Below are 18,696 nucleotides of genomic sequence, written 5' to 3'. Positions count from 1 at the left end.
ATCACCGACTTCTTGGAGAAGTTGGTGATCTGTTTTTGAGCTTTTTAGAAAGCTAATTCATAAAGTCTAATGTATATAATGTATGAGTGTGATCAGAGGAAAATAAAGTTATTGTTAGATAAACAAATCTATCTTAACTTTAATTTAGTACACCTGTCAAAATAATTAAATTTTGGTTAACTGTGAAAAAAATGTACCGCTGTGCGGTATTTAAAAATATGGAGAATAAAAAATTGTGTATCGTTCGTTGGTAAAACTCAATCTAATACCATGCAGACAATTCCCCAAATTAATAAACTTACATCTTCTCAAGTTCCCAAACTTGATGATTGCGATTCAAAAACCCTACTCAATTATTTTGAAAATTCCTGGCATTTAGAAGAAACTCTCTTCAAAAGCTTAATCAGCGAAGATACATTTTACCTCAATCCCGACCCTTTAAGAAACAAATTAATTTTCTATCTTGGTCACTCCGCAGTTTTTTACATTAACAAATTAATTCATATTGGTTTATTAGAAAATCGCATCAATCCCCAGTATGAAATTTTGTTTGAAATTGGAGTTGATCCAGAAACACCAGCAGAACTAGAAACAGCCACAAAAAATATAATTTTGCCAGATGTTTCTAAAGTTTGGCAATATCGAAACCAAGCCAAAGCCGAAATTACCCAAGTCATCGAAAATACACCTTTAAATCTACCTATTCATCCCCAACATCCCCTCTGGGCTTTATTGATGGGAATAGAACACAGTCGCATCCATTTTGAAACTTCATCTATGCTACTGCGTCAATTACCTGTTGATAAATTAAAACTTACCCAAGGTTGGAATTATGCCCCTACAAATGGCAAAACTCCTGATAATCAAATGCGGGAAATTTCGGGTGGTGTAGTTAAATTAGGTAAAAAAGAAAATGATTTAACTTTCGGTTGGGATAGCGAATATGGTAGTTTAGAAGTAGAAGTAAAACCGTTTTTAGCCAGTCAGCATTTAATCACCAATGGCGAATTTTTAGAATTTGTGAAAGCTGGTGGTTATGAAAATTCAGAATATTGGAATGTTGAAGCTGGGAACTGGAAACAACTATATAGTGTTCAACATCCGAAATTTTGGATACCCGAAAATAATGGTAAATATCGCTATCGGGCTACATTTGATGAATTAGATTTACCTTTAGATTGGCCTGTAGAAGTCAATTATTACGAAGCAATAGCTTACTGTTCTTGGAAAGGTGAAGGAACTCGTTTAATGACAGAAGCAGAATGGAATCAAGCTTTGCAGATATCTGAAGATTCTAGTTTAGTAAATAACTATAATCTCAATTTAGAATTGATTTCACCTTCTCCCGTAGGAATGTTTTCAGAAAATAGGAAATCTGGACTGTCTGACTTACGGGGTAATGTGTGGGAATGGTTATCCAGCACATTTTATCCCTTACCAGGTTTTCAAACACATCATCTTTATGAAGATCAATCTGCGCCTTTTTTTGATAGTAAACATCAGATGATGCTTGGTGGTTCTTGGGCAACAAATGGTACAATGGCTTTACCATGTTATCGTAACTGGTTCCGTCCTTATTTCTATCAGCACGTTGGTTTTAGAATTGCTGCAAATTTGCAGTAAATACTTTTTTTTTGTTCAAGATTATTAAGAGGATTTAGAAAATGATTGCTCAACCTTTAACCGTTTTAGATGATCATTATCAAGAGTTAAGTATTGATGGTAAGGATGTGATTCAGGGATTAAACCAAACTCCAAAGACTTTATCTCCTAAGTATTTTTATGATGATCATGGTTCTCAATTATTTGAAAAAATTTGTGAGTTACCAGAATATTATCCAACTCGCACAGAAGCATGGATTTTACAACAATATGCTGATGAAATTGCAGAAATTACCAGTTGTTGTGAATTGATAGAGTTAGGTAGTGGCAGTTCCACTAAAACTCAACTTTTATTAGATGCTTATCAAAAAATTGCTGATTCTTGTAGATATCTTCCCATTGATGTGAGTGGAGGCATTCTCAAAACTAGCGTTTTACAGTTACAAGAAAAATATCCTGATTTTTTGATTCATGGGTTATTAGGAACTTATGAACAAGCATTAGTTCATTTAGAATCCAATTATTTACAGTCGCGGATGTTGTTTTTTCTGGGAAGTTCATTAGGAAATTTTAATCCCGAAAAATGTGATAGTTTCTTAAATCAACTTTCTCGGACTTTACAACCAGGAGATTATTTTTTATTGGGTGTAGACTTACAAAAGCCCAAAGACATTTTAGAAGCAGCTTATAATGATAGTCAAGAAGTTACTGCTGCTTTTAATTTGAATATGCTTTCTCATTTAAATTGGCGTTTTCAAGGTAATTTTGACATAAATTTGTTTAGACATCAAGCAATTTATAATGAATTTGACAATCAAATTGAGATGTATCTACACTGTCAAAAAAGTCATTGGGTATCTTTAAAATCTTTGGATTTAGAAGTTTTCTTTGAAGTAGGAGAAAGCATTCTCACGGAAATTTCTCGCAAGTTTGATTTAGCAACTATGCAAAAACAACTAGAAGAGAAAGGATTAAAAACTCTGAAAACTTGGACTGATGAAAAAGGGTGGTTTGGATTGATACTTTGTCAAGTTAAATGAGCTTTCTATAGCTTAATTATAGGGTGCGTCAGATTAAATAAATCATTAATAATTAACAGATATTTGACATCTGACGTACCTTTTAATCAAAATAATCAAATTAATCAAATATTTATCTAGGTAAATTAGGGTTTACAAAGATGCAAAGGTTCTTTAATTGCTGTTTTGAGTTAGAATTTTATCTCAAGATTGCTATTAGTTGTGCAATGGTTCAGCAGGTATTTTATTTACTTTTGGAGAAAATAGAACTTAACTTTATCACCCAGGTAGTATTATACTGGCTAATTGGTTCTATCTCATTTTATGCTATTGGTATTTTCATTGAAAAATTCATCAAAAGCAACGATGTTTTAAGAGATAAACTAACGGTAAGAGTTAAGAAAGTAAAAAAACAAGAGTTTCCTGCTTTCACTATAAAAGGTATTATTGCAGGAGAAATCAAAGCTTTTATGTCAGTATCGATTATACTATATTTAGCTCCAGAAGTTCATAGAGGTAATAGTTTACTTCTAAATTTGGGATGGTTTTGGATGAGAATAGTTGCTGCGGATTTCTGCTTTTATGTAGTGCATAGATTATTTCATACAAAATCATTTCTCAAAATTCATCTTAAACATCATGAATTTCAAGATACATCAAGTTTTGTGGCTGGACATAAAAGCCTTCTGGAATATATTATTGTTACCATCACAGATGTTTTACCTATCCTTATTTTTGGATATGATATCACTCAAGTTTGTGCATGGACTTTGATAGGTAATATTTATAATTTAGAAGGACATAGTTCTTTATCAATATTTTTTATTCCCTCGGATTTTCATGATCTTCATCACACTGGGTTTAATGGAAATTATGGCATTCATGGCTTTTGGGACAGAGTATTTAAAACACTAAATCCTCTGAGTAAGAAGCCGGGAATTATGTTTCCTGTAAGTTTGATTGAATCCAACATTATCAATCCTTATATTAGTGCTAAACAAGCAACGCATAATAAATTTGATGATTGAAAAATAAGAATATAATTCAAGTAATGATATAATATTAAAGGAAATGATAATAAATGACTTGACATTTTAAATAACAATGAAACCAAATCCTATACCTCCAGAACCCGGTCAAGAATCTGTTTGGGACTATCCTCGTCCTGCAATTTTACAGGATACAGATAAACATATTAAAGTGATTTTTAATGGTATTATTTTGGCAGAAACACATAAACCGAAAAGAGTTTTAGAAACCAGTCACCCTCCTAGTTATTACATTCCTGCTGAAGATATTAAATTAGAACATTTAATAGCCACACCTAAAAAAACTATGTGTGAATGGAAAGGTGTATGTCAATATTATGATGTTTCTGTAGGAGATAAATATGTCAATAATGCTGTTTGGAAATATATTCAAACTACTCCTAACTTTAACTCAATTCAAGAATACTATGGTTTGTATGTTAGTTTAATGGATGCTTGTTATGTAAATGATGAGTTAGTTAAACCTCAAACTGGTGGTTTTTATGGGGGTTGGATAACTTCTGATATTGTTGGTCCATTTAAGGGTGAACCGGGGACAAATTGGTGGTAATAAATAAGAATTGAGGAGTTAGTAGGGGTTTAGCATCGTTAAACCCAAATCCATCCCAATACTGTTCGGTTAAGAGTTTTTGTAGGTTGGGTTAAGCGACAGCGCAACCCAACAAAAGCTTATAAATGTTGGGTTTCGTTCCTCAACCCAACCTACATCATTTCCTTCTTTTGAGCTTAACCGACAAGTATTGAAATCCATCCTATTTAGGACTCCTATTTGATTTTTGATAGCTTGCGTGGCGTAGCCATACAAACTCAGTACACCTTATATTCCTTCTTTTCTGTTCCCTGTTAAGAGTTCCCTGTTCCCTACCTCTACGAGTAAATTCAGGAATCAAACCGGATTCCTATATTTAGGACTTACGCAAAATGTGGCTGAAAACCTTATTCTTACGTAGCGGTAATTCATGTAGCTTGCTTGCCCGTTGCGGTATTACCGCTATTTTCGTTCTTTTTTGCGTAAGTTCTGCTATTTCCATACTGAGAAAATCTACAATTGTTTAGATTTTAACCACTCGCTCACTACTTCTGCAACAGATTGAGATTGATTATCTACCTGATAATTCATCTTCTGTATTTCTGTTGTAGAAATTTTACCAGCTAATTGATTAATGGTTTTTGTTAATTCTGGATATTGTTGCAAAATTGCTTGGTTAAATATAGGTACAGCTTGATATGGTGGAAAGTATTTTTTATCATCTTCTAAAATAACTAAGTTTAAAACTGGAATTAAGCCATCTGTAGAGTTTGCAGCGATAAAATCTACTTGTTTTTCCTTTAAAGCTTGATAAATTAGTCCTAATTCCATTTGTTTGATGTTGGCAAATTTTAAACCATAAGTTTTAGATAAACCAGGATAACCATCTGCACGTTCTACAAACTCATAGCCAAATCCTGCTTGCATTTGTGGAGTATATTTAGCAACTTCCGATAAAGTTTTGATTTGCCATTTTTTAGCATCTTCACCACGAATAATCATAGCAAAGGTATTTTCAAATCCTAAAGATGGCATAACTGTTAATTTAAATTGATCTTGATATTCTTTTTTAACTTTTTCATAAACAAGTTGAGGATCTGTAATTACTTTTTCTTTTAAAACTGCTGTAAATGCTGTACCTGTATATTCTACATAACCCGCTATTTTACCTGCTTTAACTGCTTCATGACAGATAAATGTACCTCCTAAATTAAAACGGCGATCTACGTTTAATTTGGTGTGAGTTTCTATTTGTTGAGCTAGAATTTCTCCTAAAATAACTTGTTCAGTAAAATTTTTTGACCCAATAATAATTGTTGCTGGTGTTTGTTGATAGTTAAATGCTATTAATCCGGCTATAATTAAACAGATTATTCCTAAGATAAAACCTATTTTTTGATTAAAATTACCTTTATTTTCTGTTTGTTTAGTTAGATTTTTTTCTAATAATCCTAAACCAAAATCTGCACTCAAAGCGATAAAAGCAGCCGGTATTGCACCTGCTAAAATCAATTCATTGTTAACTGTGGAAATTCCTCTAAAAATAAATACTCCTAAACCACCACCACCAATAGCAGCAGCAATCGTAGCAATTCCTACAGATATGACAGTTGCAACTCTCACACCTGCTAAAATAACTGGTAAAGCCAGAGGAATTTCTACTTGCAATAATAATTGTTTATCCGTCATTCCCATCCCTATACCAGCTTCTTTAATAGCGGGATTGATACTATTAATGCCGATACAAGTATTACGAATAATGGGTAATAAGGCGTAAAGTGTAAGGGCAAATATAGCGGGAATTTTACCAATTCCTCCTAAAAAAGGAACAGAAATCAAGAAACCAAAAATGGCTAAACTAGGGATGGTTTGAATGGCGTTTGCTAAACCAAGAATAGAAGAAGCTAGTTTTGGTTGACGGGTAATAAAAATACCGACAGGAATACCAATAGAAATGGCTACTGTCATGGCTATAGCGACTAATATTAAATGTTCGCCGCTGCGAAGAATAATTTCTGAAGCATATTGAAATAAAAACATAATTTTTATAGTCCTTTATCTAATTTTAATTAAGTTGTTCCCAATTATTTGCAGCATTTAAACAAGCTAAAAAAGCCTGTGCTTCTGGATGTTGAGATTGGATAAATTCTCTTCTCGTTCCTAAAGCTACTAACTTTCCTGCATACATTAAACCAATTCTTGTTGCTAAAAAGAAAGCTTCTTGAATATCATGGGTGACAAAGATCACGGTTTTTCCTAGTTGTCTTTGCAAATATTGAAACTGTTGTTGTAATTCTAAACGAGTAATAGGATCAAGTGCGCCAAAGGGTTCATCCATTAATAATATAGGTGGATCTGCGGCTAAAGCCCTAGCAACTCCAACTCTTTGACGCTGACCTCCTGATAGTTGATGGGGATAACGTTGAGCAAATTGTTTGGGTTCTAGTCCAACTAAGTCTAACATTTCATATACTCGCGCCTCAATTTTCTGTGCTGGCCATTTTTCTAAAGATGGTACAAGTCCGACATTTTCACCGACGGTAAAATGAGGAAATAAGCCTGTTTCTTGGATGACGTAACCTATTCTTCTTCTGAGTTTTATAGCGTCCCAGTTAGTCGTCGGACGGGAACTTACTAAAACCTGTCCCTGGGTGGGTACAAGTAAATGATTGATTAATTTTAGAGTCGTGGTTTTTCCGCTACCACTGCGCCCCAATAAAATCAATGCTTCCCCTTGATAAATGCTAAGATTTAAGTTAGATAATAGGAGACGGTGATTAATTTCAAAACTGACATCTCTAAATTCAACTGCTATTTCTGATGTTGTAGACATGAGGGTTTAGTAAAATAAAATCAAAGGTGAATATGAATAATGCAATTATGGTCATTTTCCCATATCGGTATAATTATACATGGGTGTTTGATGATGAAAAGCTGGGAATAGTTAAAGAACCTTTTGTAAGTGGTATTCCAGAAATGATTGATATCTTAATTCAGGATATCAAGAATAGTGATGAAGGTTTTAAAATGATATTTTCTGGTAGTCCTTTTCCTGGTTATCAAGCTGAGTTAATTGCTTTACGTCCAGAATATAATGGTTATTGGTATCGTTGGGAAAATCACAATTTAGAAGGTTGGTTTTGTTCAGTGTTGTTTAAATATTTTGATGAGCCTCCAAAGAAAATATATTGTCAGGCTCAAAGTTTGTATTCTTGATTAGATATTTTAAGATTAAAGTAGAGACGTTTCATGAAACATCTCTACATAATTTTTGGGCTAATGTTTATCAAAACTTGATAGTTGCAGCAGTAATAGCCAAAGCACCCCAACCAGCCATTAATGCTATTCCACCTAGAGGTGCGATCGCTCCCAAGGATTTTATACCTGTTAAACTGAGAGCATACAAGCTACCTGAAAAAATCGTCACACCAATAATAAATAACCAACCACTAACTAAAAGGGTAGTAGGTGGAATTTCTAGACGACTCATGAGGATAGCTACTAATAAAAGTGCCAGAGCATGATACATTTGATAACGTGCGCCAGTGTCAAAAATTTCTAGCATTCTTTCACTGACTTTTTCCCGCAAAGCATGAGCGCCAAAAGCACCACCAGCAACAGACAAACCGCCGAAAATTGCAGCTATAGTCAAAAAAATCTGCGTCATGATCACCTAGCTGTAAATGAGCAAAATCACACTAAACATCAAAGTGATATGATACCCCTCCTTCTTCATTGACTTGAAAATTAGCATTAAATTCTTTAGCTTTTTGATCTAAATATTGTTTAGCTTCCGTTGCTGGTAACTGTGACTGCATGGCAAAATTTAATAATGTGATTCTGCCATTATTTGCTTGTAAGATTTGATAAAATTGCGATCGCAAATGCTCATTTTTTTGTTCTGTCAACGCTTTTGTATTCTGTCGGTTTTGCTTATACATTCCTAATGCTAACCATCCCCCTAATAGCACTGTAGGAAAACCAAACATTATACCTTGGGCTGCTGTATTATCAAGTTGATATAGCGCCTCTTGATTGACAAAATCTTTTGCTAATGCTTCATCCGGTATACCTGGTAATATCTGCTTGAGCGTAGTATTTTTTGTAATTACCGCTGATACTGATGTTGTTAAAAACATGAATCCGAGTGTGAGCAGCCAACCAGCAGCCAATTTTTCCGCCGTCTTCATAGTTTTACTTCAGAGTTAGACCTTGCTTGCGATTTTAACCTTACTTGCTTAAAGCTTCCACTAATATTGCTGTGCTATCAGATCCCCGACTTGTTGAAGAAGTCGGGAATCTTGTTGTTCACTATTTTTAAACTCTTACCTTGTAGCTTCTAACAAGCGGGAAAAATAGAAGCGAGTCCGAGTCATGGCTTTTCTTTGCACTGTAAAACCATTTTTTTCGAGAATTTTCACCACATCAGCCTCACGGTGTAAATAGGCACGAGTGGCTTTACTCGGTCCGGGAAAGAAACTACCGATTTTCTTGAGGATAGAAAGAAAGCAAGTTTTTGGCGCAAAACTGATAATCATGCGTGATTGTGCCAAAGAACACAGGTGAGAAATCATCTCATCTGCTTTGTCTTGGGGGTAGTGAATCAGTACGTCTAAACAGATAACTGTGTGATAATTACCGCTTAGTGATTCTAAATCCTGCACCGCGAAAGTAGGATTTACAGAATTGGAAAAAGCTTTTACAGCCCTATCTTGAGCTTCTGATACCATTTTAGCGGAAATGTCGCTGGCGTAAACCTTAGCACCCTCAGCGGCTAGAGGAATACTCAAACTACCCACACCACACCCAGCATCGCAAATAGATAACTCTGATAGATTGTTATCATCTTTTAACCAGCCGATGACGGTATCCACAGTTTGTTGATGTCCAGTGCGGATATCTAGCTGGACTTTGTTGACTTCACCATCTCCATAGATGCGTTTCCAACGGTCAAAACCTGTGGAATTGAAGTATTCGCGTACTATTGTTTTATCGTCGGCTGCGTTCATAACCTTGATTGTTAACCGTTCACAATTCTTAAAATTATCATTAAATTATAAATTTTTCCGGCTAATTTTTTCTTTAAAAAAGAGGATTTTTTTTAAATCTGCTTTTTTTAGGTAAGTAGTTGGGTTTCTACCAGAGAGCTAATAGAGTTATTAACTTTAACTTAACCAACTTTCTAAATCATCGACTTTGGTAAAATCTAATAATTGCACTTCCAAAATGTTCTAATTTGTCTAGGGCTAATTTTTGCATCTTCTCAATTAATCATGACTAATTAATAGATTAACCTTACTGAGCTTCTAAAGTAATTATAGTCACTTCCGGCGGACAAAATAAACGTCCTGGGAAATAAGTACCTAAGCCGCGATTGACATATAGTTGATTTTTGCCCAGAAGATGTAAGCCCTGTGACAATTCCCAATTACTGATTATAGCCTGTTCTCCTCGCAAAAATGGGAGGAATCGGTGCAGTTTTTTGGGCGTTTTTATAGCAATTTTTTGGTAAATCTTTAATGCTGGTCCCAAGCCAGGAATAACGATTTGTCCCCCGTGAGTATGACCAGATAATTGCAAATCTACACGCCATTTTTGCAATATTTCTGCTGTATCTGGGTTGTGGGATAAAACTATGCGGGGTGTGGTAGGGTCTAGCTGGTTCATGACTGGTGCGGGATTAAATTCTTTTGAGTAAAAATCTGCTAGTCCTACAAATGGCAATTCTTTTCCTAGCGGATAGGAAATTTGATTCCAGAGAACATGAATACCTATGTTTGTTAAAGTATCTGTAACTTCAGATTGGGAGTTTCTATAATATAAATCGTGGTTTCCCAGTACGGCATAAATACCATGACGACTTTGCAATTTTTTCAGATGTTTTACTAGTTGATGAAGGGGTTCTGTACTGGTGGTGATGTAGTCGCCGGTTAATAAAATTAAGTCTGGTTGTGCTTGGTTAGTAATTGCGATCGCTTTTGCTAACATTTTATCTGACAATCGCACACCATCATAATGAAAATCTGACATTTGCACCAATTTTTTACCTTGTAATGATGCAGGTAAACCCGCAATTTTTACCGTTATTTTCTCTGTAGTCAACGGTCCAGATAATATTCTGTGCATAATGATTTTGATTATTGTAAGTAGTGGTGTTTATAGGTTAACTGAAAATTTTTGCTTTGTTTGTAGGAATAAGATAACTTTTGGGAAGTTTTACAAAAATTGGGAGTTTTTACGTATTTATACTTAAAATTATTAAATATAACTTTACTTTTGTCAGTTCCCTGACTTCCCTGAGAAGCTAGGAATCTATCTGGTTAATAGATTCATTCGATATCATCTATACAAATTTACTAGGTTTAAAAATTTACAGTCATAGAGTATACTTAATTATATTAATTCAACTGAGCTAAAATACTGAAATTCGTTATATGCCATCATCTTTGGAACCAGCAGAATTTATCCAGGATTTTACCCACTTTGAGCAGCACGTAGCAAGACTGATCCATAAAGCCGGCTGGACGGTTGAAACTGCCAAACCTAACCAACCTGGATATGATTTAGTTATCAAAAAAGGAAACTTAACTGGTGCTGTTCAGGTGAAATGGCTAAAGGGTAATGTAACAGCACCACAACTTTTAAAATTTGCTGATTATTTGGATTCCCCGGAAGGAAAACAATTTAATTTTGGTTGGTTTATAACTACAAAAGGTTTCGGGGGACCAGCATTAGCTTTAATCAGAGGCTGGGATAGAAATACTAAAATTCGCTGTGCAATTGCCTATGAGAATAAGATTGTAGAAGTTAATGGACCGGAAGAAACAGAGGAAACCATAAAAACAGATCCTCCAAAAAAAGTTTATTTTGGAGTTTTTACTTGTAAAGGTGGAGTCGGGAAAACGACGGTAGCGGGACATTTAGCAGGTGCATTAGCACTACAAGGATTTAATATTGCCCTTGTAGATTTAGACCCAGAACAAAATCTGCAAAAACTAGTAGGTGATGGTGTTTTTGTTCCTAATCCTAAAGGTGTTGGTACAACTATTCAAGTGTTTGATGGTATGGATTGGCATGAAGATGCAGCCCGTGATTGTCAAATAGTAATTTGTGATTGCTCACCTGCACTGGAAAGAAATCCCATAGAGCTAATTCAGAAATTTGATTACTGTATCATACCAACAACTTTAAATCCGCTAGGAATTAATAAGCATGGAAAAGTTATTCAAGGTACTGTTCAAGAAATACGTAAAATCAACAAAATTGCTCATTTATTTGTTGTAGTCAATAATTTTAAAGACCCTGGTATCAAACGTTTTCAGCTTATGAAACAAGTCTATTTTGGGGCTTATCAACAAATTAGTAAAATAGATGATAAATTTCATTGTATAGATCCAGAAGAGGTTTGTATTCGTTCCAGCGATTTACTTTATTATTGGGGTATACATATCCTCGAAAATCCAGACAATCCCGGTAGTAGGTTAGCATTTGATCTCATTGGGGGAAGATGCCATCCGCGTGAAGACTTTATCAAGTTAGCAGATTATATTGAAACTAAAGCTGGTTTAGGAGTTCTGAGAAATAACTAAAATTTAGTTTTATATTACATGATGAGGGTAGGCAGATGCCCACCCCACAAAAGCAGATAAATTCTTCAACTCACTTCACAACCGCAGGTAGAGATTTTGGTAAACTTTCCCCCTGATTCAAATTTTCCCCTTGAATCTGGAAAGCAAAAACCTGTCTTAAAACCTGTATTAAAATTCTAGGATGGAAAAATGCGCTGGGAGGTTTGATCATGTTAACTACTTCTAAAAACAACTGATGAACTTCCGCACTTTTGCTTTGTAACACCAGCACTTGTTCTAAATATCTTTGCATCATTTTATTGATAAAACTGGGTTGTCCTCCCTCGGTTGTAGACCAACGGAAATCCTCACCTGTAGCCATCATCCAAGGTACACTGATTACCTGATTGAGTTGCTTTTGAAACCGTCGAGATAGACCAATTAAATTACCTTGTTGGCTTAAACATTCATCCAGAGTCACAGCACCCAAAGCAGCGGTAGTCATACCTTGACCGTAAACAGGATTGAAGCTACAAACAGCATCACCTAATACCACCAAATTTTCTGGGAACCGAGACAGTTTTTCATAATGACGCAGACTGTTTTCTGTACGTTTATAGGCGTAAATTGGTGAGATTGGTTCGGCATTTTTGATGGCTTCGTAGATCATAGGCGATCGCAAACTGCGAGCAAATTCTAAAAAACCTGCCTCATCAGTAGGTGGATAATCTCGACCAATACCAACCATTGTCAGAATCCAGCGTTTACCTTCGATTTGATAAAGCACACCCCCACGAGTGCCTGGTGGTTGTGCCGTGATAAAAACTGAGTGCCAATCAATTTGCAAATCAGCCGGAAGTTGATACCAGCGACTAGCGTAGCCTAAAAAAGAATTGACAATTGTTTCCTGGGGTGGTTCATAGCCCATCCCTTGCAACCAGTGAGGTGTGCGGGAATTCCGCCCCGTTGCATCCACCACCAAATCAGCAAATATCTCTGTTTCCGGTTCATTACCCGTGCGTATCTGCACACCAGTAACAGCAGTTTTGTTGACATTGGATAGCAAGCTAGTTACCTGTGTTGCTGACCTAAATTCCACACGGTCATTTGCAGCCAAATGTTTGCGGATAGTCAATTCCAGCAAATTCCGGCTAAAGGTGGGGGTAGTCAAATGAGAACGAAAGCGGGGCGACCAGCCACCAAAACCCAACCAAGGACAATCTGCTGTCCAGTTGATCAGGGGTGCGCCTGAATCTGCTAATTCAGCAACGATACCAGGAAATAACTGTTCTAAAATCTGTTGACCCCGCATCAGTAAACCATGAACATGAAGAGATTGGGGGACACCAGGGCGTTGTTCTGCTTGTTCTATTGTTTTTAGCAGATCCCGTTCTAAAATTATTACACGGTCAAAATGTTTAGTCAGCACCTGAGCCGCCAACATTCCGGCGATACTTCCCCCAATGACAACAGCCGTTTTTTCTGTAGCTATAGAACTATTGGTAGAATCCATCTTGTAATTCATATTTTTGGCTATAAGTGTACAGAACTGCTTCGTTAAGTTGACAACAACGATAATAGCACTTTAAATTTTATCCCTCTACCAAAGGGAAACCTGCTTTTTCATTTCTTCTATATCCAAATAATCATTAACAAATGCTTTCCGTAACAGTTCATAGGGAATAAACTGATCATATTTTTGTAATTCTGGCGCTTCTGCATGACTAACTAAATTTTCTGCTGTAATTCTTTGCTCACATAACGAAGCAATTTCTGAATAAACAGATGAAAATTTATCCTTACCTAACTTCAAAGTCAAATAATAGGGATTTATTCCCCCAATACTGCTAATTTCTAAAGATTCTCGACAAAAGCAATTAAGCAACCTTTCTAACGTGCGGTAAGCCACAGTACCCATCCAAGGAAAGATGCAGCATTTATTTTTTTCCAATAGCAGAATATTCTGTTTATCTAATCCCAACTTTCGTGTTAATTTGCGAACTTCCTGCAAACGCAATTTAGCATTTTTTTGTAAATAACTATATTCTGTATCTTCTAACAAAACCTGACGCATTCGTTGTAAAATCCTAGTATGAATATTACCACTACCACCCCGCCAATAGATATTATCTTTACCATTAGCTTTACCCTCAACCTGTTTCACCAAAATTACCTGCTTTTTAAAATCAACTTCTAACACTTCCCAACTCTTACCAGCTAACCCAAATTGATTACCCACAGTAGGAGGTGTGACAATACTACCAATTGCTGTTGTTCCTTGTTTAACAGTATATTCTTGATGGTCAGCAAACACAGCATAAAACTGAAATTTATTAACTATCTTTTCTCCTGCTAAACCAATAATTAATTTACCTTGTTCAGTTTTTTGAATATGATTAAGATCAATTAAATATCGTAGTAATAACTTATAATCATCAGTAGAAATATGAGCAAAAGGTGATAAATTCAAAATTTGTTGAGCTAAAGCAGCAGGTGAAATTTCTCCCGTTGCTGCTAAAATACTCATAGTTTGATGATAAAGTAAACTCCAAGGATATTTAATTGGTGTAATTGGTTCAATCCAACGTTCTTCTAAATAAAGTTGAATAATAGCGATAGACTGCAAAAGTTGCCAGGGTATTTGTTCCGGTAAAGCAGCTTCTGATAAAGGCTTTATTTCAGCACAAACAAAACGCATATCCGCCGATTCACCTCTTCTACCACTGCGTCCTAATCTTTGTAAAAAACTCGCAACAGATAAAGGTGATTCTAACTGAATAACTCTTTCTAAATAACCGATATCTATCCCTAATTCTAAAGTCAAAGTTGCTGCTGTCACCGCAGGAATATGAGGTTCACGCATGGCATTTTCAGCAGCTTGTCGTAAGCTGGCAGAAATACTACCATGATGGACATGATATATATCTGGAAATCCTGCTGTTTTGGCTATGTTCCGCAAAGAAGAAATAATAGATTCTGTTTGCGTGCGGTTATTAGCAAAAATTAAACATTTACGGGATTTAGTGATGTTAAAAATATATTGTTCATGGTCTGATAATTCAATTTCTTTATTAGTAAAAAAATGTTCTATAGATAGTTTGATTTGTCGCTTTTCTGCTTCAATATTTGGGGTAATTACTGATTTCTCAGTTCCTGAACTTAACCATTCTTCAGCCATTGAGTAATCACCGAGAGTTGCTGATAAACCTATGCGTCGGGGTTGGATTTTGGTGAATTTTGCTAAACGTTGTAATTGACAAATAATTTGAAAACCTCTTTGAGATCCCATAAAAGCGTGAATTTCATCAATAACGATAAACCGTAAATCAGCAAATAATCTGATTAGTTCCTGATTTTTATTAATTAATAAACTTTCTAAAGATTCTGGTGTAATTTGTAGAATACCTTGAGGGCTTTTTAAAAGTTTATTTTTGCGACTTTGAGATATATCACCATGCCAAGAATATACAGGAATATCTGCGGTTTTTAATAAATCATTCAGGCGTTGAAATTGGTCATTAATTAAAGCTTTGATGGGACTAATATACAATACACCTATTGTCGTAGTTGGGTTTTCTTGTAATAAAGTTAAAATAGGTAAAAATACTGCTTCGGTTTTTCCCGCAGCGGTAGCAGCCGCAACCAGCAAATGAGCTTCGGTCTCAAATATAACTTCACAAGCTGCAACTTGTACTGGTCTTAATTCTGTCCAATTGTGAAGATAAATGTATTCTTGAATAAAAGGTGCGAGTCTAGAAAATGTGCTGTTGCTCATAGATGGAAGACTGATGGAAGAATAATCACAGAATACAGTGTTTCTTAACAACAAAACCCCCCATATCTTAGAGAAGTCGGGGATCTGAGCGTTTCATGCTAGTTGCTGATCTAAGTAAGCTTATAGTAATCTAGTAACAAGGAGTTAAGTTATAAAATTAACGAAGTTGTAAAATTAGCAAAATGACAAATCAAGATTCAGGTGATTTTACCAAAGAGACGCTATTAGAACGCTACGAAGTGCAGCAGCAACTGGGTAAAAAAGCTGGACGGAGGACGCTGCTAACTCGTGACTTGCAAACCCAAGAACTGGTAGTAGTTAAATTACTGACTTTTGATGATGAGTTTCAATGGCACGACTTAAAGCTATTTGAGCGGGAAGCAGAAACACTAAAATCACTTTCTCACCCAGCTATTCCCCGTTATTTAGACTATTTTGAATTAGATACACCAAATTATAAAGGATTTGCACTTGTACAGAGTTATATTCCTGCTGAATCTTTAGAAACCCAACTGAAAACAGGACGTAGTTTTAGTGAAAAAGAAGTCAAGGAAATAGCAACAGCATTACTAGAAATTCTTAAATATTTACACAGTCAACAACCACCAGTAATTCATCGTGACATTAAACCTAGCAATATATTATTAACAAATCGCTCTGGTAATAGCGTCGGTGATGTTTATTTAGTTGATTTTGGTTCAGTACAGACTATTGTCAGAAGCAATAGTACGATGACTGTTGTCGGTAGTTATGGATATATGCCACCTGAGCAATTTAGTGGTAAAGCCACTCCAGCTTCTGATCTTTATGGTTTGGGTGCAACTTTAATTTATTTAGTTACCGGTCAACATCCCGCAGATTTACCGCAACAAGATTTAGTCATTAAATTTGAACAAGTAGCTAATATTAGCCCCGATTTTAGTAATTGGTTGCGGAGGATGACACAACCGATTTTGAGTAAACGTTTGGCTTCTGCTGATCAGGCTTTACAGGCTTTACAGATGCCTATCAATCAAATTCATACTCCAGTAAAAACCTCTAATTTAACTTTAGAAAAGCCTTTTGGTAGTCAGGTAATTTTAAATAAAAATGCTAATTTTATAGAAATTATCCTTTCCCCCAAACAAGGATTTTCAAGACTAGGAGTGATGTTTGTTTGGTATTTTGTAACTGTCATGTCCATTTACATTGCACTTGCATTTGTTGTACATTCTTCTGGTATTATTTCAGGCTTGCTACTTCCAATTAATATATTAGTATTATTTTCTATCATTCTTGTTTCCTTATATGGTAGGAAAAGGCTTTATATCAATAAACGACAAATTTCTTTATGCTATGACTTATTTGGTATGAGGCGCTATAATCCACTTCCGAGTAACATAAAAAATATTATTCGCTTGGAGCGTGGTAGTATCTATTATAATCTTGCTCCTCAACCTTGTTTAATTATCTGGGCGGGACTGACAAAGTATGAAATTCATACCAGTCAAAATAATATGTTTTCTGTGAGTACCATAGAATTAGATTGGTTAGCTCAAGAACTTAGTGATTGGCTAGGTTTACCAATTACTAAAGAGTGAGAAAAGATATTGAATCACAAACTAAATTCGGCTGCATCATCATCTAAATTATCATCTTTACCCGCAGCGGTGGGTTTAAAATTAGCACCGTGAATCAATTCAGAAAACTTAATCTCTGGGTTTTGATAGAGAACATTCAACACACTAATAAAATCTCGGATAATTTCTCCTGGTGTCAACAATGCCTCTGCACCTAAGCGAGTGATAATTTCTTGGACAAATTCTTTTAAATCACTATTTTTAAATCTTTGTTCATAACCAAAATTCAGCACATGAATTTCCGTTAATCTTTGTAAAAGTGTGAGAATTTCTGTCTCAGTTAAGGGGTTAAGACGAATGACGGGACCCATGTATTCTTGTACATTAGCTTGGGTAACAAAGCGGCTTTCTTTGGTACGTCTACGCCAAGCTGGGTCAGCAAAAAGCCCCCGATTTGGGTCTTCTAAAAATTTTATAGTTCCACCAATGATAATACCGAGATTTTCGGCTTTACATTGCATGGTATCATTGAACATTGCTAACAATCTATTATAGTTTTTTTCACGAGTAACTGTGGTAGTTATTTGATATAAAATTACGGCTTCATCTATTAAAATTAAAAGCCCTTTATAGCCAATTTCGGCAACAAATTTAGCTAATAATTTGATGTAATCGTACCAAGTATCATCATCAATAATTACGCGTACTCCTAAAGCAGCTTTAGCTTCTGTTTTGGTGTTAAATTCTCCTCTTAACCAGCGTAAAGAGGCATTTTTTAAATTATCATCATCTAAGCGATAGCTGCGCCAATAAGCAATAATTACACTACCAAAATCAAAGCCATGCACTAAGTCTTCAATATATCCAACTACTTCCCGAATTTTTATTTCTACTTGTTCATCAAAACCTTCATCGTTAGGACGCATTCCTGTTTCTTTGGCGATTTCTTGCTGAATTTTATTAATCCATCCTTCCAATATGGAAACTAAAGCACCACCATCAGGACGCGTTTTTGTAGCGAGATGACTCATCAATTCTCGATAGGTTGCTAAACCTTCGTTGTTGCTTCCTGCTAGTCTGCGTCCAGAGGATAAATCAGCATCAGCAACTACAAATCCTTGTTCGATGGCGCGGTTACGAATCATTTGCAGCATGAAGCTTTTACCTGAGCCGTAGTTGCCAATTATAAACCGAAATGCGGCTACACCTTCTGATATATCGTTGAGATTTTGTAGGAGGCTGTTTAGTTCTTTTTCTCTACCTACTGCTATATGTTCAATTCCTGTTCTGGGTACTACTCCTGCACCAAGGGAATTAATTAAAGCTGTGGAGACTTTCTTGGAAATTTTGTGCTTTGTCATGTAGTTTATCTTTAAGAATTCAGGAGTCAGGAATTAGCAAATTCGAGATTAGTTCTTATCTCGTTCCCAGTCTCCGACTGGGAATGCTATCACAGAGGCTATGCCTCTGCTGTCATTGATAGCGCAGCGTGGCGTATGACTCCTACGTCGTCACGCAAGCTATAGCCATAGGCAGAGCCTTCTAAAATTCATTCCCATACAGAGTATGGGAACGAGAAAAAAACGAGAAAAATA

16 protein-coding genes are annotated in these 18,696 nt (G+C 35.6%); 7 read left to right on the top strand and 9 right to left on the bottom strand.

What is annotated here, in order from left to right; genetic code table 11:
• The first annotated feature begins 270 nt into the window (after nt 1-270).
• The 4 genes from ovoA to H6G06_RS24850 all read left to right on the top strand — a co-directional run bounded on the left by ovoA (nt 271) and on the right by H6G06_RS24850 (nt 4,220).
• Nucleotides 271-1,623, top strand: coding sequence for a 5-histidylcysteine sulfoxide synthase (gene ovoA / locus H6G06_RS24865; protein ID WP_190564739.1), 1,353 nt, complete (start codon nt 271-273; stop codon nt 1,621-1,623).
• Between the two features lie 41 nt (nt 1,624-1,664).
• A complete protein-coding gene (gene egtD, locus H6G06_RS24860) occupies nt 1,665-2,642 on the top strand; it encodes an L-histidine N(alpha)-methyltransferase (RefSeq protein WP_190564738.1) in 978 nt (325 codons plus the stop codon).
• A gap of 206 nt (nt 2,643-2,848) precedes the next feature.
• Nucleotides 2,849-3,649, top strand: coding sequence for a sterol desaturase family protein (locus H6G06_RS24855; RefSeq protein ID WP_242039848.1), 801 nt, complete (start codon nt 2,849-2,851; stop codon nt 3,647-3,649).
• A gap of 76 nt (nt 3,650-3,725) precedes the next feature.
• On the top strand, nt 3,726-4,220 hold the full coding sequence (locus H6G06_RS24850; protein WP_190564736.1) for a DUF427 domain-containing protein: 495 nt from the start codon (nt 3,726-3,728) through the stop codon (nt 4,218-4,220).
• A gap of 492 nt (nt 4,221-4,712) precedes the next feature.
• Here H6G06_RS24850 and H6G06_RS24845 read toward each other — a convergent pair whose 3' ends face one another.
• Together H6G06_RS24845 and H6G06_RS24840 are read right to left on the bottom strand one after the other, a co-directional pair.
• Entirely contained in the window at nt 4,713-6,239 is a 1,527-nt protein-coding gene (locus H6G06_RS24845) for a glycine betaine ABC transporter substrate-binding protein (RefSeq protein WP_190564735.1), read from the bottom strand.
• A gap of 25 nt (nt 6,240-6,264) precedes the next feature.
• Nucleotides 6,265-7,032 (bottom strand): ATP-binding cassette domain-containing protein, encoded by a 768-nt coding sequence (locus tag H6G06_RS24840; protein WP_190564734.1) that lies wholly within the window; start codon nt 7,030-7,032, stop codon nt 6,265-6,267.
• 32 nt (nt 7,033-7,064) lie between these two features.
• Here H6G06_RS24840 and H6G06_RS24835 point away from each other — a divergent pair, with 32 nt between their 5' ends.
• A complete protein-coding gene (locus H6G06_RS24835; RefSeq protein ID WP_190564733.1) occupies nt 7,065-7,415 on the top strand; it encodes a DUF6717 family protein in 351 nt (116 codons plus the stop codon).
• 70 nt (nt 7,416-7,485) lie between these two features.
• Here H6G06_RS24835 and H6G06_RS24830 read toward each other — a convergent pair whose 3' ends face one another.
• From H6G06_RS24830 to H6G06_RS24815, 4 genes are all read right to left on the bottom strand, one after another.
• Nucleotides 7,486-7,866 (bottom strand): DUF423 domain-containing protein, encoded by a 381-nt coding sequence (locus tag H6G06_RS24830; RefSeq protein WP_190564732.1) that lies wholly within the window; start codon nt 7,864-7,866, stop codon nt 7,486-7,488.
• 31 nt (nt 7,867-7,897) lie between these two features.
• On the bottom strand, nt 7,898-8,389 hold the full coding sequence (locus H6G06_RS24825) for a hypothetical protein (RefSeq protein ID WP_190564731.1): 492 nt from the start codon (nt 8,387-8,389) through the stop codon (nt 7,898-7,900).
• Nucleotides 8,390-8,524: 135 nt separating this feature from the next.
• The gene (bchM, locus tag H6G06_RS24820; RefSeq protein ID WP_190564730.1) at nt 8,525-9,208 is read right to left on the bottom strand and encodes a magnesium protoporphyrin IX methyltransferase; all 684 of its coding nucleotides are present in this window, start codon (nt 9,206-9,208) and stop codon (nt 8,525-8,527) included.
• A gap of 286 nt (nt 9,209-9,494) precedes the next feature.
• Nucleotides 9,495-10,325, bottom strand: a complete 831-nt coding sequence (locus tag H6G06_RS24815) for a metallophosphoesterase (RefSeq protein ID WP_190564729.1) — start codon at nt 10,323-10,325, stop codon at nt 9,495-9,497.
• A 308-nt stretch (nt 10,326-10,633) separates the two neighbouring features.
• On the opposite strand from H6G06_RS24815, the gene H6G06_RS24810 reads away from it, so the two are divergent.
• The gene (locus tag H6G06_RS24810; protein ID WP_190564728.1) at nt 10,634-11,788 is read left to right on the top strand and encodes a nucleotide-binding protein; all 1,155 of its coding nucleotides are present in this window, start codon (nt 10,634-10,636) and stop codon (nt 11,786-11,788) included.
• A 70-nt stretch (nt 11,789-11,858) separates the two neighbouring features.
• Here H6G06_RS24810 and H6G06_RS24805 read toward each other — a convergent pair whose 3' ends face one another.
• Both H6G06_RS24805 and H6G06_RS24800 read right to left on the bottom strand, forming a co-directional pair.
• A complete protein-coding gene (locus H6G06_RS24805) occupies nt 11,859-13,292 on the bottom strand; it encodes an FAD-dependent oxidoreductase (RefSeq protein WP_242039847.1) in 1,434 nt (477 codons plus the stop codon).
• A 75-nt stretch (nt 13,293-13,367) separates the two neighbouring features.
• Nucleotides 13,368-15,542, bottom strand: a complete 2,175-nt coding sequence (locus H6G06_RS24800) for a DEAD/DEAH box helicase (protein ID WP_190564727.1) — start codon at nt 15,540-15,542, stop codon at nt 13,368-13,370.
• A gap of 182 nt (nt 15,543-15,724) precedes the next feature.
• Between H6G06_RS24800 and H6G06_RS24795 the strand changes: the two genes are divergently transcribed.
• A complete protein-coding gene (locus H6G06_RS24795) occupies nt 15,725-17,122 on the top strand; it encodes a serine/threonine protein kinase (RefSeq protein ID WP_190564726.1) in 1,398 nt (465 codons plus the stop codon).
• 14 nt (nt 17,123-17,136) lie between these two features.
• Here H6G06_RS24795 and H6G06_RS24790 read toward each other — a convergent pair whose 3' ends face one another.
• A complete protein-coding gene (locus H6G06_RS24790; protein ID WP_190564725.1) occupies nt 17,137-18,462 on the bottom strand; it encodes an ATP-binding protein in 1,326 nt (441 codons plus the stop codon).
• Between the last annotated feature and the right edge of the window lie 234 nt (nt 18,463-18,696).

This window comes from Anabaena sphaerica FACHB-251, from assembly GCF_014696825.1.
GTDB lineage: Bacteria > Cyanobacteriota > Cyanobacteriia > Cyanobacteriales > Nostocaceae > RDYJ01.
The sequence above is the reverse complement of the archived record's forward strand: the minus strand, read 5'-3'. Positions and strand labels throughout refer to the sequence as shown.